We start from the raw sequence: 23620 nt of genomic DNA, 5'->3' as shown, positions 1-23620 counted from the left end.
CTCACGACTGCGCCAGCAGATGGACCTGCTGGGGGATCGTGCCGCAGCGGTAGACCTGCTTGACCCCGAGGGGCCGCCCGGCGATCTTCCCGAGGGCGCGGGAAAGCCTGAGCACCGTCAGGGAGTTGCCGCCGAGGTCGAAGAAGGTGCCGGTCTCGTCCTGACTGACCGGGACGCCCAGGACCTGTTCCCAGACCTGCGCGACCCGGGGTGCGAGATCGTCGGCCGGGGCGGGATCGTCAGCCGGGGCGGGTGCGGAGCGAGCGGTTCCCGTGGCCGTCTCCTCGGTGCGTACCGACGCCAGCAGCGCCGTCCGGTCGATCTTGTCGTGCGCGGAGCGGGGCAGGACCTCAGTGAACAGGATCCGGTCGGGGACCACGGCACCGCCGAGTGTCTCGGTCAGGAACCGGCGCACCGAAGCGGCGTCGGTCTCCGCGCCCGGCTCCCTGACGGCGAAGGCGTAGCAGGTCGAGGTCTCGCTGTCGTAGGCGACGGCGGCGGACTGCACGCCGGGATGGGCGGCCAGCGCCTCCTCGATGGTCTCCAGGTGCACCCGCACTCCGCGGATCTTGACCTCGTTGTCCAGCCGTCCCACGAACTCGAGTTCGCCCCGCTCGGACCAGCGGCCGAGGTCACCGGTGAGATAGACCCGCACGGTCCGTCCCGGCCGCCCGGTCGAGGCCTCCACGTCGACGAACCTGGCGCTCGTCTCCCGCTCGTCGCCGACGTACCCCCGGGCCACACCGCCGCCGGAGACGGCGATCTGGCCGACTGTGCCGCGCGGGACCTCACGCAGGTACTCGTCGAGGAGGTGGATGCCGGTCCCCGGGACCGGCAGGCCGATGCAGGGCTCGGCGGGCTTGTCGTAGACGCGGTAGGTGGACCAGACGGTGCACTCGGTCGGCCCGTACTCGTTGCCGAGGCTGACCGCGGGCAGCCGCGCGAAGTGCTGGTCCATGACGCTCCGGGAGAGCGATTCGCCGGCGCATATCACCAGCCGCAGCGAGGCCAGGTTCCGGGCCACGCTCTCGTCCTGCGCGACGGTGTGCAGGAGTTCGGCGTAGAAGCTCGGCACGGTCAGGGTGTGCGTCACCCCGTGCCGGGCGACGATCTCGGCGAGCGCCTCCGGGGAGCGCCGCTCCTCCTCCCCCGCCACGACCAGCGTCCCCCCGGCCGCGAGCGTGCCCCAGACGCCGGCCACCGACGAGTCGAAGTGGAACGGCGACAGGAGCAGGAAGACGGGGCTGCCGAACCCCTCGTACACGGCGAGCCGCGCGGCGTTGGAGACGGCCAGATTCTCCTGGGAGACGGACACGCCCTTGGGCCTGCCGCTGGTGCCCGAGGTGTAGAGCACGTACGCCTCGTCCTCCGGCACGGTCCCGACGCCTGGCACCCCATCTACCGCCGGTCCTGGCGCCAAGTCAGCCCGGGCGTACGTCGGCTGACCTCCCGTCAGCGGATCGAGCACCACCGAGACCCCCGCAGAGGACCTGATGTGGCGGGCGACGCCCTCCGGCGCCGCCGGGTCGAGGAACACGAAGGACCGGCCGGACTGCCACACGCCCAGGGCCAGGGCGACCGTGGAGACCGTCCGGTGGGAGAGGATCCCGATCCGGCGGGAACCGGAGCAGGAGCCGTCGGTGCTCACACGGCGGGCCAGCAGCGAAGCAGCCGCGGCCAGTTCACCGTAGGAGAGCGTGTCGTCGCCGCAGATCACGGCGGGGCGGTCCGGGTGCTGTCCCGCCCGCTCCATGACCGCGTCGCAGACGCGCTGCACGGAGCCGGGCGGATGGAGCTCGTGGGACGTCGTTGTGCGGAGTCGAAGTCTCGTCATGCACGAAATCCTCCGCAGACCCTTCCGGAAAACCTCCCTGCACGCTCCCGGCACGGTCCGGGAACGGATCGGGAATGCCCCGGTACCGGCCCCGCCTACGGTGCGGCTGTCGATGCCAGCAGAAGTCGATGACCAGCAGAAAGGCACACCGTGTACACCTCATTCGCCGAGAAACTCTCGGAACCGGATCTCATAGACCTGGGCAACGGGATATACGTGGTCCGCTTCGAAGTCATGAAGGTCACCTCGGTGCGGGCCGCGGTCAAGGACCTCCTCGACCGCGGAGTCATCCGCCGGGGGCAGACCCTGGTCGACAGCTCCAGCGGTATCTACGGTCACGCACTCGCGCTGGTCTGCCGCGAACTGGGCCTGAAATGCCACATCTTCGCCTCCATAGCCGTCGACGCGGCCATCCGGACCCAGCTGAAGTACCTCGGGGCGACCTACACCCAGGTCCCGCCCTCCGGCGACGACGGCCTCCAGCACGACCAGGAGACCCGCGTCCGGCTCGTCCACGCGTATCTGAAGGACAACCCGGACGCGTACTGGATGCAGCAGTACCACGACGACGTGCACTACATCGGCTACGAGAGCGTCGCGAACACCGTGGTCAAGGAACTCGGCAGCGACGACCTCACCCTCGTCGGCGGAGTCGGCACGGGCGCGTCCACCAGTGCGATGGCCCGCTATCTGCGGCAGGCCGGCTGCGACGCCCGGGTGGTCGGCATCCAGCCCTTCGGCAGCCGCTCCTTCGGCTCGGAGGCCATCCCACTCGACGGGTTCATCATCGCCGGCATCGGCAGCGGCATCCGGTTCGCCAACATCGACTACCGCGCCTACGACGACATCCACTGGATCGACTTCGGCGTCTCCGCGGCCGGTTGCCGTCGGCTGCTGTCGACCACGGGTGTGTTCGCCGGGCTCTCCGCGGGCGCGGGCTGGCAGGTCGCCAACCACATCCGGGCGGGCGAACCCGACGGTGGCCCCATAGTCTTCCTCGCCGCCGACCCCGGACACCGCTATGTCGACAAGGTCTTCCCGCCCGACGGACCCGTCGAGGACGACCCCGACCACCGCCCCCACCTCATCACGGACCTCGCCGACATGACCGGCCCCTGGTGCGCCATGAACTGGGCGCGTCGGTCCTACGACGTCCAGGACGACCTGCCGGTCCTCCCTCTGGCGTCCTGACCGCCCCCGGAGCAAGAACGCCCGACGCCCGCCCGTCCGGCACCCACCACCGGAAACGCCCGAACGCCCGGTATCCCACTGTGAGGCCAACCCCCATGACCAACGTCGCCGTCATCAACTACAGCCCGCAGAGCGACTACGCCGCCATGCTGCCGGAACTGGCCGACACCCTCCACGTGTTCAGCCACCACGAACTCGCCGGCACCGCAGACTTCGCCCACTACGCATACGTACCGGACTGCGAATTCGTCCCCTACGCGGAACTGAGGATCAGGCAGCTCGCCGAGAGCCGGACGTTCACCCACCTCATCACGGACAACGAGTACGACCTGGAGCGGGCCGCCCGGATCCGTGAGGATCTCAAGATCCCCGGCCAGTCCGCGGCGAGCGCGCTGTCCTTCCGGGACAAGGCCGTGATGAAGCAGGTCGCCGGGCGCACCGTGCGCACGGCCGGGTTCGCCCGGCTGGAGACGATCGTCGATCTGACCGACTTCATCGCGGCCCACGCCTACCCGGTCGTGGTCAAGCCGGTGAAGCAGGGCGGCTCCCGCGACATCTCGGTGCTGCGCGGCGAGGAGGACTTGCTGGAGTTCAGCCGCCGGCACTGGCGCGAGGACCTCATGGTCGAGGAGTTCGTCGAGGGGCCGATGTACCACGTGGACGCGGTGCTGGCCCCCGGATACCGGTTCGTGGCCTCCTCGCGCTATGTCCGCAGCTGCCTCGGCGTGTTCTCCGGCCGGAACAACGGCTCGATCCAGCTCCACCCCGAGGACCAATTCGCACGGCGTCTGGAGGACTTCCTCGACCGCGTCCTGGATGCGTTCGACACCCCCGAGGTCAGCGCCTACCACCTGGAGGTGTTCCACACCCCGGACGACGAACTCGTACTCTGCGAGATCGCCTCCCGCGTGGGCGGCGACCGCATCCCCGCCCTCACCCGCCTCACCTACGGCGTGGACCTGCACGCGAGCTGGCTGCGCCAGTCCTGCGGGCTGCCCGTCGAGGCGCCGCCGGCCACCGCGCCCGTCCAGGTGCACGGCTCCCTCTCGATCCTTCCGCAGGGCCGCCCGGTGCGCGCCCCGCAACGCCCTCCCTTCGAGTGGGTGCGGCACTACGAGGTCAACGACAAGCTCGCCCCCGGCGCGACGACACAGAACAGCACCTCGTTCCTGTGCTTCGTCATCGTCGGCGGCAGCGGCCTCGAAGAGGTCGAGCAGCGGCTGCTCGAGGCGGAGCGCTGGCTCATGGCCCACCTGGAAGAAGACCCCACGTCATGAAGACCTGGCGCCGGACGTCGTCGGACGGGCACGCACTGCTGCTGGCCGTGCTGCTCACCGGTCTGACCACGTTCATGTTCCTGCCGCTGCTGGCCATCCACTTCACCGCCGAGGGACTGCCCACCGGGCGGGTGGGCTTCCTCGTGGGCCTGCTCGCCTTCTGCAGCCAGGGCTTCTCCCTGGTGTGCGGGCTGATAGTGGACCGGCTGGGCGCGCGTACGGTGCTCACCTGCGGCTTCGGCCTGCGGATCACCGGCTATCTGCTGCTCGCGCTGGGGGACGGCGGCCGGCTGGTTCCGCTCGTCGCCGGCATCGTGGCCATCGGCATCGGCGGCTCCCTGCTGGGCCTGACCATCAAGACGTTGCTGGTGCGTGAGAACAGCGTGGAGCCGCGCGCGATGCTCGCGCTGCGCTCGACCTTCGTGAACGTCGGCGTGGTCGCCGGACCGGCACTCGGCGCGGCCGTCTACCCCTTCGGTTTCACCTACGTCCTCACCGCCTGCGTGCTCTCCCACCTGATCCTCGGCATACGGCTGACCGTCCGCCCCCTGACGGGGGCCCGGCCCGAGCCGCAGTCCTCCGCGGCGGACGCGGCGCCCACGGCGAATGCCGCGGCCACGGAGGCCACGGCAGATGGCCCGCCCGCCGCCGCCGCCGACGCACCGCAGTGGGCCCGCTGGCGATGGATACCCCTGTGTCTGCTCGGCGTCGCCTTCTGGGCGGTCTACAGCCAGCTCAACGTGCTGATGCCCATCACCGCCAAGGACCTCACCGGAAGCACCGGGGCCAGCTCGGTGGTCTTCACCCTCAACGGTGTGCTGTGCGTCCTGCTCCAGTACGCACTGCTGCACCACGTGTTCGGCAAGGCCACCACCCGCACGCTGCTCGCCGTCGGCTTCATCGCCTTCGCCTGCGCCTACGCGGTGTTCATCCCGCTGGCCGGCTGGTCGGCACTGCTGGCCTTCGTCCTGCCGGTCACCGTCGCCGAGATGCTGATCGCCCCCAGCCTCGACGAACAGGCCGTCCAGGTCACCTCCGTCCGCCGCACCGGACTGGCCCTGGGCACGATGAGCGCCGCCGGAGCCGTCGGCAGCCTCCTCGGCTCCAGTCTGGGCGGCTACCTGCTGCAGACGCTGCACGGCGGCACGGGTCTGTGGCTGGTGCTCGTCGTCTTCTCCCTCGTCGCCGCAGCCACCTGTCTCCTCCTACCGAAGGTGCACACGCAGCATGTCTGACACCCGGCCCACCGCCGTCCTGCTCAACCCCCGAGACCGGGTCGTCACCGCGGCCCGTGAACTGGGCCTGTCCGTGGTCGTCGTCGCCGACCCCGAGCTGCCGCAGCCCGGCGACACCCCGGGACCGGTCCTGCGCATCCCGTGGACGAGCAACCTCGACGAGCTCGTCGAGCGGCTGCGCGTCCTTTGCCTGCCCGCCCCCGTGAGCTGCTTCGGCTTCGGTGAACTGGGCTCCGCGGCCTCCGCGGTGGTCAACGAACGCCTGGGCTGGCCGGGCAATCCGCCCGCGGCGCTGGACGCCTTCAAGGACAAGGCCCTGCTGCGGGCCAAGGTCGGCGACCGGGCCGGCGTCCCTGTCGCCCACATCACCTGTGCGACAGAGGAGGAGCTGCGCCCCGCCATCGAGCGGATCGGCTACCCCTGTGTGGTCAAACCGGTGGACGGCACCGGCAGTTCGGGCGTGCAGTTCCTCGCCGACCCGGACGAGACCGAGCGCTGGCTCGCCGCCCTGAACTTCGGCACCCCGCACATCGTCGAGGAGTTCCTGTCCGGCGCGGAGTACAGCGTGGAGGCGGTCAGCACCCCGGGCACCCCCGGCACCCCCGGCACCCCGGGCGCCCCCGGCACCCCGGGCGCCCCCGGCACCCCCGGCGGACACCGCATCCTGGCGATCACCGAGAAGGCCACCACCGGCGCGCCCCACTTCGTCGAGACCGGACACACGCTCCCGGTACAGCTCGACGCCGCGGACGAGGCCGCCGTCCACGACCTGGTCACCGGGACTCTGGACGCGGTCGGCTACCGCTACGGCCCGTCGCACACCGAGGTGATGCTCACCAAGGACGGCCCCCGCCTCATCGAGTCGCACGGCCGCCCCGGCGGCGACCGGATCAGCGACCTGCTGTTCCTCGCCCTCGGCGAGGACGTGTTCGCGCAGGCGATGGCCGCGGTCCTCGGCCTGCCGGAGCCTGCGCCCACCGCCCGGCGCCGGATGGCCGGCATCCGCTTCGTCACTTTCGACCGCGAGGTCCCGGTACCGGGCATCAGCACCGGACTCGTCACCTCGCTGCCGGGCGTAGCCGAGGCGGCCATCACCGTCGAACCCAACCGCAGGCCGCCGGAGGTCCGCAAGTCGGGCGACCGGCACGGCTTCGTCGTCGCCACCGGCGACACCCGCGACGAGCTCGACACCAACCTCGCCCGGGCAGTGCGCACCCTCACCGCGCAGTGACGACCACCTCCGCCCCCCGCGGTGACGACCGCCTCCGCCCCCCTCCCCCGCCCTTTCCAAGCGATAGGTGTCCCGACGTGCCGTACAAGATCCTTATCCTCGTCTCCGAGGCGTCCAAGTTCGAACTCGACAACCACTCGATCATCCCGAGTGCTCTCCACCGCGAGGGCCACGAGGTGCACATAGGTGACATCGACACCCTCGGTGTGCACGACTCGGTCGTCGTGTGCGACCGCATGGAGGTCACCGACGAGTTCACCTCCGGCGGCGACTTCCCGGCCCTGAGCGAATCCGGCGTCAGCGCCGAGGACTTCGACCTGGTGTGGGTCCTCGCGGGCACCCACCCGGAGGCGGGCAACGACTCCTTCCAACTGCTGTGGCTGCTCAACCAGCGGGTGCCGTTCGTCAACGACGCCGCTGCGCTGTTTTTCCTCAACACCAAGACCAACCTGGTCGCCATCGTGCCCGGCGAGCACCTGCCCACGTCGTACGTGACCAACGACTTCGACTTCCTCAACAACCTGGTCGAGTCCGACCCCGACCGCTCCTGGGTCGTCAAGCCCACGAACGACGGCTGCGGCGCCGACGTCTTCGTCGTCGGCAGGTACGACCGCAACCGCTCGGCCCTGCTGGGTTCGGCCACCGGCAACGCGGCATCACGCTACGGGCGTTACGGCCGCGACATCATCGGCATGGCCAAGCGGCACACCGCCGTCCAGGAGTACATCCCCAACGTCCGCGAGAACGAGAAGCGCGTGATCATCGCCGGCGGCGAACCGGTCTCCGGTTTCCTCCGCTTCCACCCCGAGCACGACAACCGCTCCAACGCCACCCTCGGCGCCCGGTTCGAGAAGCTGGAACTGACCGCGGAGGAGGACCAGTTCGTCCGCGCCCTGGGCAAGCGGCTGATGGACCTCGGCGTCTTCTACTCCGGCATCGACATGGCCTACCCGTATGTGATCGAGGTCAACATGGTCAATCCCGGCGGCCTGAGCTACCACCAGCTCGCCACCGGCGAGGACCGGTCCTCCGAGGCCGTCAACACCGTACTGGCGGCCCTGCGCACCGCGGGAAAGCTGTCGTGAAGGCCTGGTCCTGGCTCGACGACCGGGCCGCGACCGCCTGGAAGGACTTCGCAGCCGATCCGGAGGCCGACTGCGACCGGGAGCGGTTCGACAAGGCCCTGCAGCGGCCCGGCTGGAGGTCGGCCTACCCGCCCCACTTGTTCACGGCCGACGCCGCCCGAGAGACGGCCACGGCCGGGCTGCGCCTCGCCGAGCTGATCTCCGGCTTCCCGCGCCGGGTCTTCGGCGAGGACCTTACGGCGTGGACCGGCTACCTGGATGTGCCCGCCGAGGACGCCGCCCTCATGACGGAGGCGCTGCTCCGGCCCCGGCTGCGACGGGCGGCGACCGCCTTCATGCGCCCGGACCTGGTCCTGACCGACGAGGGCCTGAAGCTGGTCGAGCTGAACGTCGCCGCCTCCTTGGGCGGGCTGAGCACCCTCGCCCCGTACACCGCGGCCGCCCGCGATTCGGCCTACGCCGTCTTCCTCGCGGAGCGCGGACTGCGAATCGACGCCCCGGACACGGCGAGGATCTGGCTGAACGTCTTCAGGGGCCTCACACGGGCCCGCAGCGAAGGCCCGCTGCGCGTGTTCGAGGCCACCGCCGACCCGGCGGACCTCGACGGCGGCCGCCGCTTCTTCGTCGACATGCTCCGCACCGCCGGCCACCACGTGAGCTGCGGCCTCGTCACCGACCTGGAACTCACCGACGCCGGGGTCACCTACGACGGCGAACCTGTCGACGCCGTCTTCACCGCGTACACCTGGCACGAGACCAAGCGGTTCGTCCCGCCCGCCGTCACCCGCAGGCTCATGGAACTCGACTCGGCCGGCCTGGTGGACTTCATCGGCTCCCCCGCCGCCGCGCTGTACGACAACAAGGGCAATCTGGCGCTGCTGCACGACCCGGAACACCGCGGCCTGCTGACCGACGAGGAACGCGCCCTGGTCACCCGCCACATACCCGAGACCTTCCGGCTGCGCCCCGGCACCCTCGACCGCGCGCTCGACCACCGCGAACTGCTGGTCTGCAAGCCGGCCTCCGCCTACGGCGGCAAGAACCTCGAGTACGGCGCCGCCAGCAGCGATCGCGCATGGCGCACCCTCCTGCAGAACCGGCTGGCAGACCGCGACGAACGCTACGTCCTCCAGATACGCCAGCGGCCCGCCACCGTCCGGATCCCCGGGGCACGCCCGGCCGCCGAACGCGAAGTGGTCCTGGCCCCTCTCGTCTTCGGCGGCACCCACGCCGGAGTGTTCCTGCGCCAGGCCCCGCCACGCCCGCAGTCCACGATCAACGCCTCCAACGGCGCAGAGGTGGCAGCACTACTGACCGTCCGACACCAGCGGAACAGCTGACGCGAAGGAAGAGGAACCGAAGCATGCTGCGCATAGCCGTCCCCAACAAGGGCTCGCTGTCCGGACCGACGATGGAGATGCTCCGTGAGGCGGGCTACCGCCAGCGCGACGACAGCAAGCAGCTCGCCCTGGTCGACGCCGTCAACGAGGTGGAGTTCTTCTATCTGCGCCCCCGCGACATCGCCGTGTACGTCTCCGCAGGCCGCCTCGACCTGGGCATCACCGGCCGGGACCTGCTCGTCGACTCGGCCGCCGCCGCCGAGGAGACCCTGCCGCTCGGCTTCGCCTGCTCCACCTTCCGCTTCGCCGCCAGGCCCGGCACGGCCACCTGCGTCGAGGACTTCGACGGCATGACGATCGCCACCTCCTACGAGGGCATCGTCGCCAAGCACCTGGCCCAGGCCGGGGTGTCCGCCTCCGTGGTGCACCTCGACGGCGCCGTAGAGAACGCCGTCCAGCTGGGCGTCGCCCAGATCGTGGCCGACGTGGTGGAGACGGGCACCAGCCTGCGCAACGTGGGCCTGGAGGTCCTCGGCGAACCCATCATGACCTCGGAGGCCATCGTCGTCCGCCGCGCCGGCACGGACGTCTCCGAGGTCCACGCCCCGGCGGCGCAGCGCTTCCTGCACCGTCTCAAGGGCGTTCTGGTCGCCCGCTCCTACGTGATGATGGACTACCACTGCCCGACCGGCCGCCTCGACAGGGCGATCGCCCTCACACCCGGTCTCGAGTCCCCCACGATCTCCGCGCTCCGCGCCAAGGACCATGTCGCGGTCCGCGCCATGGTCCCCACCGACGACGCCCAGCGGGTCATGGACGCCCTGTACGCCCTGGGCGCCCGCGCCATCCTGACCACCTCCATCCACGCGTGCCGCCTGTAGGCAGGGAGGCAGGCGTGAATGGAGGTAGGAGGTAGGAAACAGCCTGTATGAAACCACGCGGATGGTTTGGTAACGGTTGCTGTGCACGCGGCTCCGCACGCCGCCGGTCAGGACTCGGCCGTCACCAGTGCTTCAGCCCGCGTCATTTCCTCGATGACCCGTGCTCCCCGGTCGGGCGCCGTGTCGAGCCTGATCAGCGCTGCGGGCGTGGCGATGGCGGGAAGCATGTGGTTGAACAGGACGGAGACCCGCTGACTCAGGTCTGACCAGTCGGTGGCGGCTTCGGAGAACATCTGCGTGCCGACCCACGCTGCGAGGAAGCACTCGGCCGTCTCCACCGGGACGACATGCGGCAGGACCTCACCGCGGTCCTTGGCGTCGGCCAGCAGTGCGACGGACAGCTCGGTCCAGGCCGGCCAGGCGCTGCCGAATCTCCGGCGGCCCTGGAGATCCGCCGACAGGCGGATGCCGGCCAGGAGAATCACGTCCCTGGGGACCTGATGAGCCAGCATCATGCCCATGTCCACCCATTCCTGGAGCTTCAGCTCGCGCGGCATGCACCGGTTGTCCGAGATCTGAGCCTCGATCACACCGCGTGCCAGGGCTTCTTTGGAATCGAAGTGGAAGTAGAGGGCGCCTTTGGTCACGCCGGCCCGGTCCAGGATCTCGGCGATGGTGGCCGCGGCATAGCCGCGCTCGGCGAAGACCTGGGCTGCGGCATGGATAACAGCACGACGGGTCTGAATCGCACGCTCTTGTCGTGCCATGGGACCCCTCCACGGACAAATCAAACCGAACGCTACGTACCTTACCCCCGTTCCCACGCGGTACTTCGCGCGCCACTTGGCGGAACGCACGCTGGGACGGCGCATACGATGCGGCACCGCACTCGAGGAGAGTGCGGTGCCGCATCGGGTCTGCCGGGTGCTGCCCTGCCAGGTGGTCTCTGCCAGGTGGTCTCTGCCAGGTGGTGCCTCAGAACGCCGTCAGGGTGAGGGTGAAGCCGGTCGGGCCGGTGTCCTGGATGTAGGAGGCGAAGTCGGCCACGTCGTCGAAGGCGAAGCCGTACGCCTTGCCGTCCTTGGTGGCCGCGTGGATGGCCTTCGAGTAGTGGTTCGTCAGGGCGGTCCGGTAGAAGGTCGCGGGGTCGGTGGTGGGCTGGGCGGGGTTGCTGAGCAGCGTTGAGCGGTTGAAGCCCGCGCCCAGGACCGCGGCCACGGGGCCGGTGGTGCCGTCGTTCGGAGCGGCGAGGTTGCCGTCGCAGAAGAGGACGTCGCGGGTGGACGGCTTGGCGAAGGACACCGATGCCGGGCCGCCGAAGGTGAAGCGCTCCCCGCGGACACGCCCGGTGAAGGTACCGGCGTTCGTGGTGACCTTGAGGTCCTTGCCGGTATAGGTGCTCCACACCTCGTCGATGTACGGGGCGAAGTAGTCCTTGGAGAAGATGCCCGCGTCCAGACCGTGGCCGGGGGCGATGATGCGGGTGTCGTCGACGACGAGCTGGGCGAACTCCTGGACCTGCTTGACCGCGGCGAAGGCGGCGGCGCGGCCGCCGTCGCGCAGGGTACCCGCTGTCTGGTCCTTGGCCCCGGTGAGCCGGATGCTCATCGGGATGCTGAACATGTCCACCATCGTGGTGTTGCAGAACATGCCGGCGGCGTTGTGCGTGAACTCCGCGCAGTCGTGCAGGATCCCGTAGTTGGGGTCCGACTTGACCCAACCGGCCGGGTACTGGAGAGCGGCGTTGCCGTTCCCGTCCGTCACGGCCTTGAACTTCAGCTTCTGGCCGAGCGAGATGTAGATGCGGCCCGACATGTAGGGCAGCGACACCTTGGTCTCGCCGCTGCCCGCCAGGGGGATGGCGTAGTCGGTATAGCCGTCGGCGCCGTTGTCCGACAGGGCGATGGGGGCGACCGTGCCGTCCGGGGTCAGCCGTACCTGCTTTCCGTCGACGTTGCCGACGACATACAGGTGCACGGAGGTGTTGCTGAACGAACCGCTGTTGTTGACGACGGTCACCGGAAGCGAGCCGCTCGCCGCGTTCGTCGAGCTCTGGCCCGCAAGGGCGTGCGGGGCGATCGTCGCGATCGCAGGGACGGCGACGGCCGCGCCGCCGAGGGCGAACAGCATCTTGCGGCGGGTGAGGTTGCGCTGGTGGCGGGGTGCCATGAGGGGTGCTCCTTGGGGGCCCCGGCGGCCCCGGCCTTGGGGTGCCTGGGCAACTCGGGGGCGGGAGGGATTACGTGGAGGGTGGGATTACGTGGGGGGTTGGGGGGCGCCGCGGCTTGGGGGTGCTTAGCTGATGGTCCACTTCTGGTTGGCGGCGCCGGTGCACGTCCAGGTCTGCAGGCGGGTGCCGTCGGCCGAGGAGTTGCCCTTGGCATCGAGGCACTTGTTCGCGCCGGTGTTGGTCAGATCGTGGGCGGCGGTGTAGGTCCACTTCTGGGCCGACGTGCCGTTGCAGGTGTAGAGCTGCACGACCGCGCCGTCGTCGTGCGAAGCGGCCTTGACATCCAGGCACTTGCCGAGAGCCCGCACGGTGCCGTCGCTGCCCAGTGTCCACTTCTGGGCGTCGTTGCCGGTGCAGTTGTGCAGCTGGATCGGTGTGCCGTCGGCGGAGCTGCCGCCCGCGATGTCCACGCACATGTCGCCGATCCCCTTGATGGCGCCCGTACGGCTGGTCCCGCCGGAGCCGCTGTCAGAGCCGCTGTCCGAGGTGGTGACGTGGACGTAGTCGACGGTCATCGTCTGCGGGAAGGAGGTGCCGGAGTCGGGGCTGCCGGGCCAGTCACCGCCGACCGCGAAGTTCAGGATGATGAAGAACGGGTGGTCGTAGACCCACTTGTTGCCGTTGACGTCGGACGGGGTGCGGGTCTCGTAGACCTGGCCGTCCACGGACCAGGTGATCTTGGAGGGACTCCAGTCGACGGCGAAGACATGGAAGTCGTCGGCGAAGGACTTGCCGTTCGGCAGCGTGTACGCGGCGCCGACACCGCCCGAGCCGGAGTAGCCGGGGCCATGGATGGTGCCGTGGATGGTGCCGGCCTCCTTGCCGATGTTCTCCATGATGTCGATCTCGCCGCTGTTGGGCCAGCCGGCGCTGCCGAGGTCATCGCCCAGCATCCAGAAGGCCGGCCAGACGCCCTGGCCCCGCGGGACCTTGATACGGGACTCGAAGTGGCCGTACTTCTGGGTGAAGGTCTTCGCCGTGTTCATCCGGGCCGAGGTGTACTGGCAGGTGCCGTACCAGCACTGGAGGCCCGAGTCGGAGTTCTTGCGGGCGGTGATGACCAGATTGCCATTGCCGTCGAGGGCGGCGTTGTTGGTGTTGTTCGTGTAGTACTGGAGCTCGTGGTTGCCGTTGCCGTTGCCACCCGTCTCCAGGTTCCACTTCGAGGAGCTGGGCGCGCTGCCCGCGGCTCCGTTGAAGTCGTCGGACCACACCGTCGTTGTGGCGGCGCTCGCGCTGTTCGTCGCCGAGTCTGACGTGTTGATGAGGATGGCGGAGCCGAGGGCGGCGGACATCAGGAACGCCAGTCCTCCGAGCGACCATCTGCGTGCGCGATGAGCGGCCATGGGGTGAACACACCTTGTCTATGGGGGACTTCCATGTCGGTCACCGGAAGTGCACGCCGAGCGCTCGGACAGACGGGGATCTGAGAGCGCTCTCTCCTGCAGGGCGGGCGCCACCGGTGGGCCAGACGATACGCACGATCATTGCCACCGCCAACCGGAACGCGAAGCCCTCAAATGCCTCTGACCTGCGAGAACTTGGGAAATGACGTCAGTCCGAAGCATGCTTAAGACGCGTTTAATTCGTGCTTAAGACGCCCGAGTTCAGCTGTCTCGCGGGCTGTCAGCGAGGGTGAGCGGAGCGTGGCAGCGGGGTGCCGAGGCGTGGCAGCGGGGTGCCGAGGCGGGTCGGTGGGCGTGCCGAGGCGGGTCGGTGGGAGGCATCGGCCTATTACGTCGTAATAGCGCATGCTCGGCGGATGAAGGACGGGGGCCATCGCGCGGGTGCGGTGGGCGGGGCGTGGGTATAGTTGGGGCACAACCTCTTACTCAGGCACAGGGGCCCCGCCGGTTCGCCGGCGGGGCCCCTGTATGTGTGTCGCTTATATGTATGTCGTCGGTAGGTCGTTTGTATGTCGTCTCAGGCCACTTGGAGCTTGGGGCGGCCCTCGGTGGGGGGCACGGCCGCGTAGGCCGGGAGTTTGAGGTTGGGCAGGGTGCCGGTCTTGATGCTGGTGATGGCCGACCGGAAGGCGGACTCCATCTCCTCCGGGCCGGCGTACTTCGCCGCGAGAGGGTGGAGACGGTAGGAGTTGCCCTTCCCCCCGTCTTCGTTCTTCGGGCGCAGCACGATGTTCAGTTCGCACAGCGGGGCCATGAGGCTGCTGATGGCCTGCGGGGTCACCCGGTATTCGCGCGCCATGTCCTTCTGCCGTATGGGCAGGCGGCCGCCGAAGTCCGAGCGGTAAAGGAGGTACTGGAGGAACTTCACCGAAGCTCCGGAGACAGGCAGTGCCCAGATGCGCTCGGACACGACCGGTGACATGACCTCAGCCATCAGTGCTCCTTCCTCGTGAGGTGCTGTGCGGCGGTTCCTGGACGAGTATCACCCGGTGCGCCTCCCCGTGCCGTACTGCGGATGCCGGCTGAAGCCGAGGTCGAGCTCCTCCTGGTGGGCCTCGGGGCCGATCGCGTGCGGGAAGGCCTCCGGGTCGCGGTCGTGCTGGACGGCGATCTGTTCGAGGACGGCGTGCTGCGCGGTGCTGTTGCCGTGGAACCACAGGCGCACATTCAGCTGGATCATGCCGTTGCCGAGCTGCTCGACCCACTTGTAGCCGACCAGGGCCCGGATGGCCCGGTTGACGGTGGAGCGGGTGATGCGCTTGCCGCCCTTCTGCGCGGCCAGCTTGTTGAGGCCGTCGGTGATCTCCTGCTGGGTGTACTGGGTGACGCCCGTGCCGCGTTCCTGGCCGCCCGCGACGTAGAGGAACACACACAGCTGGGACTTGGTGATGGAGTTCGCGACGGCCAACTGGGCGAGGAGCTGGGTGAACCAGTTCGAGGCCAGGCTGTAGCCAGCGTCTCCCGCCATGTCGTGGACGGCCGTGTGGTCCGCCTCGAACTCCAGGGTGACGTTCTTGAGCTTGCGGCGGGAGCGGGGGTCGGGGCTGTCGCCGACTTGGCCAAGCTGCTCTCCGAGGACCTGTAGGAGGTCATCGAAGCCGGCGTCGTCCGATGTGGCGTCAGGTACCGCACGAGGGCGGCGGCGTGCTGGTGGGTCAGATGTCACGGGACCTCCTCTTGTACTCAGGCGTTCCAGACACTAGCCGAAAAATCAAGCAGGGCTTGTCTTTTGCTGCTGCGGCGCGTCGAGAGGGGGTCTGGGACTGGGTGGTTGGGGGTGGGAGGTGCTGTGAGGGGAAGAAATCAAGCAGGGGTTGATTTCTGCGGCCTAGTTGGAGCATTAATCAAGCTGTGCTTGAGTTTCGGTGTCCCTATTGCGGCACGTTTCGATTACTCGTCGGTGTTGTGGGGTGGGGTTGCCGACGCTCGCGGCACTCTTCTGACCTGCGGGTTTGCGGGCGGGGTCAGCCCGTCCAGGAAATCAAGCAGGGGTTGATTCTTGCCGCGAAATGTGTCCGCCAGGTTGACATTTCAGAGGGCGAAATGTGCTCCCCAGGACAACATCGGTGGCAAGAAAGCACAGGTCAGGGGCGGTTTCTCGGCGCGCGCCTCTTACTAAAGAGTCCACCGTGGTCGGCCACTCCCCTACTCACCCTTATCGCCACTTTCGCCCGTCTTATACCGGTACCACCGAAAGTCAGCCCCAGCGGCGCAGCACTTCCCCACCGAGGAACGGAGGTACCTCAGCACCCCACTCGGCCCAGCCATGTCACCTTGTTCTTTGAGGTGGGCTTCGAGGCCGTGGGTCCTATTACGGCGTAATAGGACCGCTGTGCGTGGGTGGGTGCGCGAGTGCGTGCATACGTACAAGAAGAAGGGGGGAGCGCTCCCCCGTTGTGTGCCGCACGGTGCTGCACTCCCGTCGCACTCCCCTATTACGTCGTAATAGACATCGGGGCTCCGTCTCGGTGAGACGGAGCCCCGATGGAGGTGGTGGCCTGTCAGAGGTCGTTGGTGGGTGCGGTGGAGCGTTGGGTCTGGTGGTCGTTGAGGATGCGGAGCATCTTGTCGAACTCGGTGTCCGTCATCTTGCGGATGAGATGCATCGCCAGGAAAGCGCCGTCGTCGTAGGGGAGCTTGGGGGGTGGGGCCTGATAGTCCGTCCGGGGTTCCGGGACTGGGGAGGCATGGGCCGCTGCGGGTTCCGGGTGGGGGATTGGGACCGGGACCGGTCCCGATGCCGGGATGGGGGTCGGGATGGGGGTCGGGGTCGGGGCCAGTACCGAGGCCTCGGTGGGAAGCTGGGGCTGAGGCTGCGGACGCTCTATTACGTCGTAATGGGTCGGCGGGGCGAGAGGCTGGGGCTCAGGCTCGGTTTCGATTTCGGGCTGAGGGGGCTTCGGGCGCTTGCCGGGTTTCTGGGTGGGCTTCTCGGCTTCCTTGCGGGCCCGCTCGGCCTTCAGGTCCTCCAGGGCAGTCTCCTGATCGGCGGCGGGCTTGTTGCCCACGGCGCGGAGCAGGTCGATAGGGTCCTGACCGATGCGCGACTGGAGGTCGGGCGTGAGGTTGAGGAGAGCCAGACGCTGGGAGACCCAGCCCTGGGAGCGGTGGAGGCGCTTAGCGAGGGCGGTCTGACTGCCGTGAATGGCGAGCAGGCGGTTGAGGGCCTTCGCCTCGTCCAGCTCGTCGAGGTCCTGGCGGTGGATGTTGGCGACCAGGGCCGACTCGAGGAGTTCCTCGGAGGTACTCCCCTGGTCGTCGCTCACCATCACCTTCACCGTCGCGAGCCCGGCTTCTCGGGCGGCGGCCAAGCGGCTGCTGCCGTCCACGACGACGTAGTGGGTGTCGGGTTCAAGCTCGGACTCGTGGTCCGGGTTGGCCTTGACGTAGGTGTCACGGTTCATGACCGTGATCGCCTGCTTCTGGCCATGGGTGCTGAGGCTGCCGGCCAGCTCGGTGAGGTCGCCGAGGCTGGAGCGCGGGTTGTCGGGGTTGAGGCTGACGCGGTTGGTGGGGAGTTCTGTGGGCGGGGCCACGCCCTCGGTGGGAACGCCCGTCGCGGCTGCTACGGCCGCTCGGCGTGCGCTGACCGGTTTGGCCGAGCCTCCGAAGCGGCCGGCTCCCAGTTGGTCGGCCTTCTTGCTCATGAGATCTCCCGGGCCAGCGCGCGCATGCTGACGGCCTGCTGGGACTTGGGCGCGTAGGAGAGGAGAGGCTGCTTCATACGGACCGCTTCTTTTTGTTCCTTGAGATCGCCCACGAGGCCCACGACTCTCGGATCCTTTATGTCGACCCAGCCCTGCAGCGAGGACGTGGCGATATAGCCGCGGCGGCCGTCGTAGAGGTTCACGACGATGCCGAGGTAGTCGATCTCCAGGGAGAGGTCGCCCCGGAGATCCTCGATCTGGGTGGTGAGGAGTTCGTAGGCGTCGGCCGAGCTGTCCTCGGCCTGGACGACGATCAGGGCTCCCGACTGTCCGGGGCCCTCGTTCTCGCGGCGGCGGCCGTAGTAGGCGGCGGCGTCCATGCTGAGGCCGAGGCTCGGGGGGCAGTCGATGATGATGACGTCGTAGTCCGGCTCCAGCGGGGCCAGCGCACGTTCCAGGGCGGCTTCGCGGGCCCGTACGGCGGACAGCCGGACGTCGAGGAGGAAGGCGTCGTTGCACCCGGGCAGGAGGTGCAGGCGGCCGTCGAAGTGTTCCTCGTCGATGGACACGACGAGGTCGCGCAGATCGCCCTTGGCGTCGCCCGCCATGTGGTTGGTCAGGCTGTCGCCGTTCATCGGGACCGGGGTGGCACCGAGCTGGTTGGTGAGGTGGCACTGCGGGTCGAAGTCGACCAGCAGGACGCGCATACCGAGGCCCAGCAGGTTCTCCACGTCCAGGGGATCGCTGTCGTCGGCGACGAGCGCGTTGTCCTGGTCGACGGCGCGCAGGGCGGCGACCAACTGCTTGGCCACCCGCACCGGGTGGAGCTTGTTGGGGTCCTCCGCCATCGCCTCACCGGTGCCGGCAGCGATCGCGGTCTTGCCCACGCCGCCCTTCTGGTTGCAGACGACGATGCGGCGGGTGACGGCCGGGCGCACGATGTCCGGGGCGTGGTTGGTGTCGAGCCAGAGCACGATCGACTGGGCGAGGCCCTGGATGAGGGAGACGCCGCGGTCCTTGGCGGTCTGCTTGAACTCGTCCCACTGGCCCTGGGGGAGAAAGGTGGCGAAGGAGTCGGCACCCGCGGTGTCGACGGTCTCGAGGGCGGAGGCGAGGCTGCACCAGGCGGCGATGCCCTGTTCCACGGCGGTCTGGATGTCCAGGCCGTGCTGGGCAGCTCTGACTTTGAGGTTCTGCCGGAGCCATCCCGGCAGCTTGGAGACGACCTTCTCGCGGTCGCTGGAGGTGACTGGAGAACTCATGCAGATACCTTACTAACGTGCATGATCGAAATCATCGCCGACACGTTAGTTAGGCAAAGTTGGTGACGTTAGGCCCTGCTGCTGGAGCGGGCCTCCGGCCTCTCTTTTGACTGTACTTCGGTTGCTTTAGGGCGATTTGGGGGCTCTGAAGCTCGTGGCTATTACGCCGTAATAGCGTTGGGGGAGGGGAGCGGGCGCGGCTGACGGGGGGCCACAAGGGCAGCGGACAGGATGTCCCAGAGCTGGGCAGCTGTCAGGACCCGAAGCGGGACGGTGATCTGTCCGGTGAGGGTGAGGCCGTAGGCCGACTCCAGTGCGTCCACGATGCCGATGAGGGAGAGGGAGTCCAGGCCATAGGACTCCAGCGGAACGTCGGGCTCGGGGGAACTGCCCGGGTCCAGCGACGGCAGGCCTTGGCGGAGGACGGTCTCGAACCTCGCGTTCCAAGGTGGTGCTGAGGTCATCGGCGGGATTCCTTCCGGCCGTGAAGCGATTCGGGCACGATTTCGATACGTAGCCTGCGCGGGGCACTCGATGCGGCGTCGACGGGTGCTCAGGTGCCGGTGACCCGGTATGACCATCACCCCGGTTCGTTCACTCCTAAGAACAGGGGGTGATCACGCTGGATTGACGAAGTGTCAACTACGCGCACTATTCAGCCATTCATGTGGGGGAGCGCTCGTCTTATAGGACATACGCCGGCCTGCGCTGCGCGCGCCGGTGTGGGGAAAGCAGCTACCGAAGCGACCGTAGCGTCCGGTCCAAGTGCCGGAGCATGGCTGTGACCTGCGGTAAGGCGGGGTCGTCGGTTCACTCTCGCTGAAGGGTCGCTTGAGTCGCTGCGGTCGCTGAGGCGGGGTCCCGGGTGCTTCAGTCGCTGTGGGCCTGCGGGGGGAGGGGAGGGGCAGCGACTGAAGGAAAGCGACTGAAATGTGGTTCGGTCGCTCCTGGTCACTGAGAAGAAAAGCCTGGTCAGCGCACTGGTGGGGGGTGATCAGCGACTGAAGCGACCCAAGGTCCGGGTATATGGAGACATTGGCGCGTGTGTGCGTGCGCGTGTGTGCGTCATATATAGAAGCCTTCAGTCGCTTCAGTCGCTGTTTTGGTCTCTGGAGGGCATTTGACCTGCGGTTTTGCTCAGCTACCGAGCCAGCGACCGAAGAATCGTGAGTCGCTTGGCGCTTTTCGTTGAGTCGCTGGTGGTTCGGCGCGACACGCGAACGTTTGTCTCCACACCTGTCCCCCTCAGTCCCCAGGGTTCGCTACTCTGTCCCAATCGTTGAGTCGCTTCGGTCGCTGATGGGGGATGTAAATGGCTCCTGAGCTGCGGGTTTCACGCAGCGACTCAACGCCGCCGGTCTCCGTTCAGCTGGACGCCGGGCGATCCCTCGCAACCGCGCGCTGGTGCGCGAGCCGGGGCTGGCCCGTCCATCCGCTGGCCCCGGGCCGCAAGACCCCCGCGGGCAACTGCGAGGCGTGCCGGGAGCCCGGGCACACCCATCGCGGGTGCCAGTGTCTCGCTTCCGGTCGCTGGTGCCACGGATTTCACGCCGCGACACTGGACTTCGCCAGGATCGAGCAGTGGTGGGGCGCCAACCCGGGCTTCGGCGTAGGTATCGCCTGCGGCCCGGCCGGGCTGGTCGTCATCGACATCGACGCCCATGCCCAGCAACTTCCCGCGCGCGAACGCCTCCTGCCGGGCATCGAGATCTCCGACAGTGTCGACCTGACGGGTCTCGCCAGCGGATTTCACACGATGGGCGTGCTGGCCGCTCTGCGGGACGAGGGCAGCCCTGGGGACGACGAGACCACTCTGCGCGTGCGGACGCCCTCAGGGGGCCTCCACGTCTGGTACCGGGCCCACAGCGGGCACCGCTGGCAGTGCTCCGCAGGATCGAGCACCGGGCGCGCGCTGGCCTGGCAGGTCGATGTACGGGCGCACGGCGGGTACATCGTCGCGCCCGGCACCGTGACAGACGCGGGCGTCTACACGCCCGTAGGACCGGTACGGGAGCCCGCGCCGCTGCCCGCCTGGCTGGCGCGCGAACTCCAGCGCACCGGGCATCTGCCGCCCGCGCACATCCCCGTGCCGCGTCCGGTGCCCCCCAGGGCCCGGCAGGCGGTCATCGCCGCGGGCGGCGCCCGTGACGCCGCGGGCCGCGCCCTGGCCGCCGTACTGGCCGAAGTGGCCGACTGCGCCGCCGTACCCGAGGGCGCGGCATTCTCCGAGAAGCTCAACCGGGCCTCGTACACCGCGGGTGGTCTGGTCGCCGCGGGACACCTCGACAGCGACGAGGCCGAGCAGGCTCTCAGACAGGCGGCCGAGCACGCGCGTCCCGGGCAGGAGCGGCGCTACGGCGCCATCATCCGCAGCGGGATGAACGCGGGCCGCATGCGCCCCCTCTACCCGGGAGCGGGAGGTCGCGCGTGACGACCGAAGACAACGCGCTGTTCGACGCCCAGGCGGTCGCCGCGCAGATCCTCGCCCAGCGCAGCGCCCCGCCCGCCCAGCCGATGCCTCAACCGACACTGCCTCAACCGACACTGCCCCGGCAGGCCGGTGAGGCCGACGCCGACGGAGTACGCGGTGCCGCGCCGCAGGGGCCCGACGTCGCCACCGCCGACGGGCTGCTGCCGGACACCCTCACCGACCGCGGCAACGCCAAACTGTTCGTCAAGCTGTACTCCAACGACTACCGGCACGTGCCCGGTCTCGGCTGGTTCCGCTGGGACAGCACCCGCTGGCAGATCGACGAGGACGACACCGTGCTGTGGGCGGCCGGCGACCTGGCGGAGTCCATCGCCGCCAACGACCCGCGCGGAGTGTTCAGCTCGGCCGCGCTCCAGCAGCACCGCCGCCGCGCGCTGAGCACCAGCGGCATCAACGCCATGCTCACCCAGGCCAGGTCCGCCCCCGGCATGGTGCTCAACGCCTCCCGCCTGGACGCCGACCCGTACGCGCTGTGCACCCCGGCCGGCATCGTCGACCTGCGCACCGGGCTGATCCGTACCCCCGACCCGGACAAGGACTTCCACTCCCGCTCCACCACGGCCGCGCCGCAGACGATGCCCACCCCGCGCTGGGACCGGTTCCTCACCGATACCTTCGGCGGCGGACCCGAGGGCGCGGAGATGATCGGCTTCCTGCACCTGCTGCTGGGCTACTCCATCACCGGCGACGTCGGCGGCCAGGTGATGCCGTTCCTGTTCGGCTCCGGCAAGAACGGCAAGTCGGTGCTGCTGGACGTGGTGATGAAGCTGGTCGGCGACTACGCCGACGCCGCGCCGCCCGGGTTCCTCATGGCTCGCCCCTACGAGGGTCATCCCACCGACCTCGCCGAGCTGCACGGGCGGCGCGTCATCGTGTGCAACGAGGTCAAGCCGGGGGACCGGTTCGACGAGGCACGGGTGAAGCTGCTGACCGGCGGCGACCGGATCAAGGCACGCCGGATGCGGCAGGACTTCTTCAGCTTCCAGCCCACCCACAAGCTCTGGCTGCTCGGCAACCACCGCCCCGAGGTCGGCACCGGCGGCTTCGCCTTCTGGCGGCGCATGCGGCTGATCCCCTTCGAGCGCGTCGTCCCGGACGACCGCAAGATCGACAACCTGGCGGACATCCTCGTCACCGAGGAGGGCCCCGGCATCCTCAACTGGCTCATCCTGGGCGCACGGCGCTATCTGAACGGCCAGCGGGACCTCACCGGCCCCGAGCGCGTCCGGATCGCCACGACGGCGTACGCGGAGACCGAGGACCACACCGGGCGTTTCCTGGCGGAGTTCTGCCGTCTGGGACCCGATCTGAGGGCCGAACAGGCGCAGCTCTACGCGGAGTACAAGACCTGGTGTCAGAATGACGGTGCTCCTGCGATCTCGTCCCGGGCTTTCGCGGCACGGGTGCGAGAGGCGGTGGGGCTGGCATCGCCCAAGGAGATGATTCTGTCCAACCAGCGTAAGTACTACCCGGGCATCGGACTGGTCCCCGACGAGGAGAGAGCATGAGTGCCCTCATCGACGAGGACGAGATCAGCCACGAGGTCGATCTCGTCTGGCTCGAGGACGTCAGCGGGCTGGACTATGTGCGCCAGAGCCTCGACCGATTGCCCACCCGCCGCGGCAGGCCGGCCTACCACCGCGACGGACGTATGGTCGGCTACGCCCTGCTGGGTCCCGGAGCCAAGCCGTCCCGTTCCTCGGGAACCTTCCGCCGCCGCGTCTTCTGGCTTCTGCCCCACGACCGGGACACCGTCCCCGCCGGCCTGTACGCCACCGGGGCGCCCGCCGAGGCCGTCGACCCGCGCACCCTGGCGCCCGGCAGCAAGGGGCGCAAGACCGAGCGGTCCGAGGGCGGGCCGCCGTCCGACCAGACGCGCGAGCGCGGGCTTTCGCTGCCGTTGTGAGGGCGGCGTAGAGGTTCCCATCGACGGTGACGGGCTCCCGTTTCACCGGTCCTTTAACGGTCCTCGACCCGCCGTGCCCACCCTGCGGAGAAAGACGGCGCACGACGGGGAAGGACGTACGGCCATGGTTCCGGTTCCGGCGCTGACCGTGCCCCTCAGCGGGGCCCTGCACGAACTCCTCACCGCGCACTGCGCGCAGGAGCGCAACAGGGAACTCGCCCTGGCTCTGGTCGACGCGGCCAACCGCGGTGAGAGCAACCGGCTCACCCGCTACTGGGGCGATGACAGCGGCCTCCGGCTCACCTGCGAAAGCGTCGTCGCCGACGGCGACCGGGTCGCGCTTCGCGTCACCGCCTGTACGGACCGGGGGAGTTGGATGTTGCTCGGTGAACTTCGCCTTGACGCAGGCGGCGGGGTCGTCGAGTACTACGACGTCCTTGTGCCGCTGGAAGCAGGGGCGTAATCGGGGGACATCGAGGTGATCGGGGGATATCGAGGGGCGGGCTATTACGACGTAATAGCCCGCCCCTCGACGCGTGCCGCCACCGCGACGCGTTGCCGGCTTCCACAACTATCCAGTTGGTTGCTTCGTGGCTACGCTCGT

20 protein-coding genes are annotated in these 23620 nt (G+C 68.8%); 11 read left to right on the top strand and 9 right to left on the bottom strand.

Annotated features, from left to right (window positions below):
• Nucleotide 1 precedes the first annotated feature (1 nt).
• Nucleotides 2-1834 (bottom strand): non-ribosomal peptide synthetase, encoded by a 1833-nt coding sequence (locus tag ACSYGN_RS41285; protein ID WP_460406124.1) that lies wholly within the window; start codon nt 1832-1834, stop codon nt 2-4.
• A gap of 150 nt (nt 1835-1984) precedes the next feature.
• Between ACSYGN_RS41285 and ACSYGN_RS41280 the strand changes: the two genes are divergently transcribed.
• The 7 genes from ACSYGN_RS41280 to hisG all read left to right on the top strand — a co-directional run bounded on the left by ACSYGN_RS41280 (nt 1985) and on the right by hisG (nt 10074).
• Nucleotides 1985-3025, top strand: coding sequence for a pyridoxal-phosphate dependent enzyme (locus tag ACSYGN_RS41280; RefSeq protein WP_460406122.1), 1041 nt, complete (start codon nt 1985-1987; stop codon nt 3023-3025).
• A gap of 95 nt (nt 3026-3120) precedes the next feature.
• Nucleotides 3121-4302, top strand: coding sequence for an ATP-grasp domain-containing protein (locus tag ACSYGN_RS41275; RefSeq protein WP_460406120.1), 1182 nt, complete (start codon nt 3121-3123; stop codon nt 4300-4302).
• On the top strand, nt 4299-5537 hold the full coding sequence (locus tag ACSYGN_RS41270) for an MFS transporter (protein ID WP_460406118.1): 1239 nt from the start codon (nt 4299-4301) through the stop codon (nt 5535-5537). Before ACSYGN_RS41275 ends, ACSYGN_RS41270 begins: the two co-directional genes overlap by 4 nt.
• Entirely contained in the window at nt 5530-6768 is a 1239-nt protein-coding gene (locus ACSYGN_RS41265; RefSeq protein WP_460406116.1) for an ATP-grasp domain-containing protein, read from the top strand. Before ACSYGN_RS41270 ends, ACSYGN_RS41265 begins: the two co-directional genes overlap by 8 nt.
• A 77-nt stretch (nt 6769-6845) precedes the next feature.
• The gene (locus ACSYGN_RS41260; RefSeq protein WP_460406114.1) at nt 6846-7853 is read left to right on the top strand and encodes an ATP-grasp domain-containing protein; all 1008 of its coding nucleotides are present in this window, start codon (nt 6846-6848) and stop codon (nt 7851-7853) included.
• The gene (locus ACSYGN_RS41255) at nt 7850-9193 is read left to right on the top strand and encodes a hypothetical protein (protein WP_460406112.1); all 1344 of its coding nucleotides are present in this window, start codon (nt 7850-7852) and stop codon (nt 9191-9193) included. Before ACSYGN_RS41260 ends, ACSYGN_RS41255 begins: the two co-directional genes overlap by 4 nt.
• A gap of 23 nt (nt 9194-9216) precedes the next feature.
• Nucleotides 9217-10074, top strand: coding sequence for an ATP phosphoribosyltransferase (gene hisG / locus ACSYGN_RS41250; RefSeq protein ID WP_460406110.1), 858 nt, complete (start codon nt 9217-9219; stop codon nt 10072-10074).
• Between the two features lie 107 nt (nt 10075-10181).
• On the opposite strand, the gene ACSYGN_RS41245 is transcribed toward hisG, so the two are convergent.
• From ACSYGN_RS41245 to ACSYGN_RS41210, 8 genes are all read right to left on the bottom strand, one after another.
• Entirely contained in the window at nt 10182-10841 is a 660-nt protein-coding gene (locus ACSYGN_RS41245) for a ScbR family autoregulator-binding transcription factor (protein ID WP_460406108.1), read from the bottom strand.
• Between the two features lie 208 nt (nt 10842-11049).
• Nucleotides 11050-12243, bottom strand: coding sequence for a glycoside hydrolase family 64 protein (locus ACSYGN_RS41240; RefSeq protein WP_460406106.1), 1194 nt, complete (start codon nt 12241-12243; stop codon nt 11050-11052).
• A gap of 126 nt (nt 12244-12369) precedes the next feature.
• A complete protein-coding gene (locus tag ACSYGN_RS41235; RefSeq protein WP_460406104.1) occupies nt 12370-13650 on the bottom strand; it encodes a ricin-type beta-trefoil lectin domain protein in 1281 nt (426 codons plus the stop codon).
• Between the two features lie 577 nt (nt 13651-14227).
• On the bottom strand, nt 14228-14644 hold the full coding sequence (locus tag ACSYGN_RS41230; protein ID WP_460406102.1) for a hypothetical protein: 417 nt from the start codon (nt 14642-14644) through the stop codon (nt 14228-14230).
• 48 nt (nt 14645-14692) lie between these two features.
• On the bottom strand, nt 14693-15376 hold the full coding sequence (locus tag ACSYGN_RS41225; RefSeq protein ID WP_460406100.1) for a hypothetical protein: 684 nt from the start codon (nt 15374-15376) through the stop codon (nt 14693-14695).
• A gap of 835 nt (nt 15377-16211) precedes the next feature.
• Entirely contained in the window at nt 16212-17357 is a 1146-nt protein-coding gene (locus ACSYGN_RS41220; RefSeq protein ID WP_460406098.1) for a ParB/RepB/Spo0J family partition protein, read from the bottom strand.
• A complete protein-coding gene (locus ACSYGN_RS41215; RefSeq protein WP_460406096.1) occupies nt 17354-18619 on the bottom strand; it encodes an AAA family ATPase in 1266 nt (421 codons plus the stop codon). Before ACSYGN_RS41215 ends, ACSYGN_RS41220 begins: the two co-directional genes overlap by 4 nt.
• Before the next feature lie 161 nt (nt 18620-18780).
• Entirely contained in the window at nt 18781-19083 is a 303-nt protein-coding gene (locus ACSYGN_RS41210; RefSeq protein WP_460406094.1) for an acyl carrier protein, read from the bottom strand.
• Nucleotides 19084-19931: 848 nt separating this feature from the next.
• Here ACSYGN_RS41210 and ACSYGN_RS41205 point away from each other — a divergent pair.
• The 4 genes from ACSYGN_RS41205 to ACSYGN_RS41190 all read left to right on the top strand — a co-directional run bounded on the left by ACSYGN_RS41205 (nt 19932) and on the right by ACSYGN_RS41190 (nt 23479).
• Nucleotides 19932-21050: a bifunctional DNA primase/polymerase gene (locus ACSYGN_RS41205; RefSeq protein WP_460406092.1), complete on the top strand. Its 1119-nt coding sequence runs from the start codon at nt 19932-19934 to the stop codon at nt 21048-21050.
• Nucleotides 21047-22618: a DNA primase family protein gene (locus ACSYGN_RS41200; protein WP_460406090.1), complete on the top strand. Its 1572-nt coding sequence runs from the start codon at nt 21047-21049 to the stop codon at nt 22616-22618. Before ACSYGN_RS41205 ends, ACSYGN_RS41200 begins: the two co-directional genes overlap by 4 nt.
• On the top strand, nt 22615-23016 hold the full coding sequence (locus tag ACSYGN_RS41195) for a DUF6009 family protein (protein WP_460406088.1): 402 nt from the start codon (nt 22615-22617) through the stop codon (nt 23014-23016). The genes ACSYGN_RS41200 and ACSYGN_RS41195 overlap by 4 nt, the downstream gene beginning before the upstream one ends.
• Nucleotides 23017-23140: 124 nt before the next feature.
• Nucleotides 23141-23479, top strand: coding sequence for a hypothetical protein (locus ACSYGN_RS41190; RefSeq protein WP_460406086.1), 339 nt, complete (start codon nt 23141-23143; stop codon nt 23477-23479).
• Nucleotides 23480-23620 lie beyond the last annotated feature (141 nt).

This window comes from Streptomyces sp. YIM S03343 (assembly GCF_054729195.1).
This window is presented reverse-complemented; position numbering and strand designations above follow the sequence as displayed.

Coding starts and splice junctions, on each gene's coding strand:
- ACSYGN_RS41235 (WP_460406104.1), bottom strand. CDS start 13,650: ATGGCCGCTCATCGCGCACGCAGATGGTCGCTCGGAGGACTGGCGTTC.
- ACSYGN_RS41195 (WP_460406088.1), top strand. CDS start 22,615: ATGAGTGCCCTCATCGACGAGGACGAGATCAGCCACGAGGTCGATCTC.
- ACSYGN_RS41205 (WP_460406092.1), top strand. CDS start 19,932: ATGGCTCCTGAGCTGCGGGTTTCACGCAGCGACTCAACGCCGCCGGTC.
- hisG (WP_460406110.1), top strand. CDS start 9,217: ATGCTGCGCATAGCCGTCCCCAACAAGGGCTCGCTGTCCGGACCGACG.
- ACSYGN_RS41265 (WP_460406116.1), top strand. CDS start 5,530: ATGTCTGACACCCGGCCCACCGCCGTCCTGCTCAACCCCCGAGACCGG.
- ACSYGN_RS41240 (WP_460406106.1), bottom strand. CDS start 12,243: ATGGCACCCCGCCACCAGCGCAACCTCACCCGCCGCAAGATGCTGTTC.
- ACSYGN_RS41270 (WP_460406118.1), top strand. CDS start 4,299: ATGAAGACCTGGCGCCGGACGTCGTCGGACGGGCACGCACTGCTGCTG.
- ACSYGN_RS41215 (WP_460406096.1), bottom strand. CDS start 18,619: ATGAGTTCTCCAGTCACCTCCAGCGACCGCGAGAAGGTCGTCTCCAAG.
- ACSYGN_RS41230 (WP_460406102.1), bottom strand. CDS start 14,644: ATGGCTGAGGTCATGTCACCGGTCGTGTCCGAGCGCATCTGGGCACTG.
- ACSYGN_RS41210 (WP_460406094.1), bottom strand. CDS start 19,083: ATGACCTCAGCACCACCTTGGAACGCGAGGTTCGAGACCGTCCTCCGC.
- ACSYGN_RS41285 (WP_460406124.1), bottom strand. CDS start 1,834: ATGACGAGACTTCGACTCCGCACAACGACGTCCCACGAGCTCCATCCG.
- ACSYGN_RS41245 (WP_460406108.1), bottom strand. CDS start 10,841: ATGGCACGACAAGAGCGTGCGATTCAGACCCGTCGTGCTGTTATCCAT.
- ACSYGN_RS41190 (WP_460406086.1), top strand. CDS start 23,141: ATGGTTCCGGTTCCGGCGCTGACCGTGCCCCTCAGCGGGGCCCTGCAC.
- ACSYGN_RS41275 (WP_460406120.1), top strand. CDS start 3,121: ATGACCAACGTCGCCGTCATCAACTACAGCCCGCAGAGCGACTACGCC.
- ACSYGN_RS41220 (WP_460406098.1), bottom strand. CDS start 17,357: ATGAGCAAGAAGGCCGACCAACTGGGAGCCGGCCGCTTCGGAGGCTCG.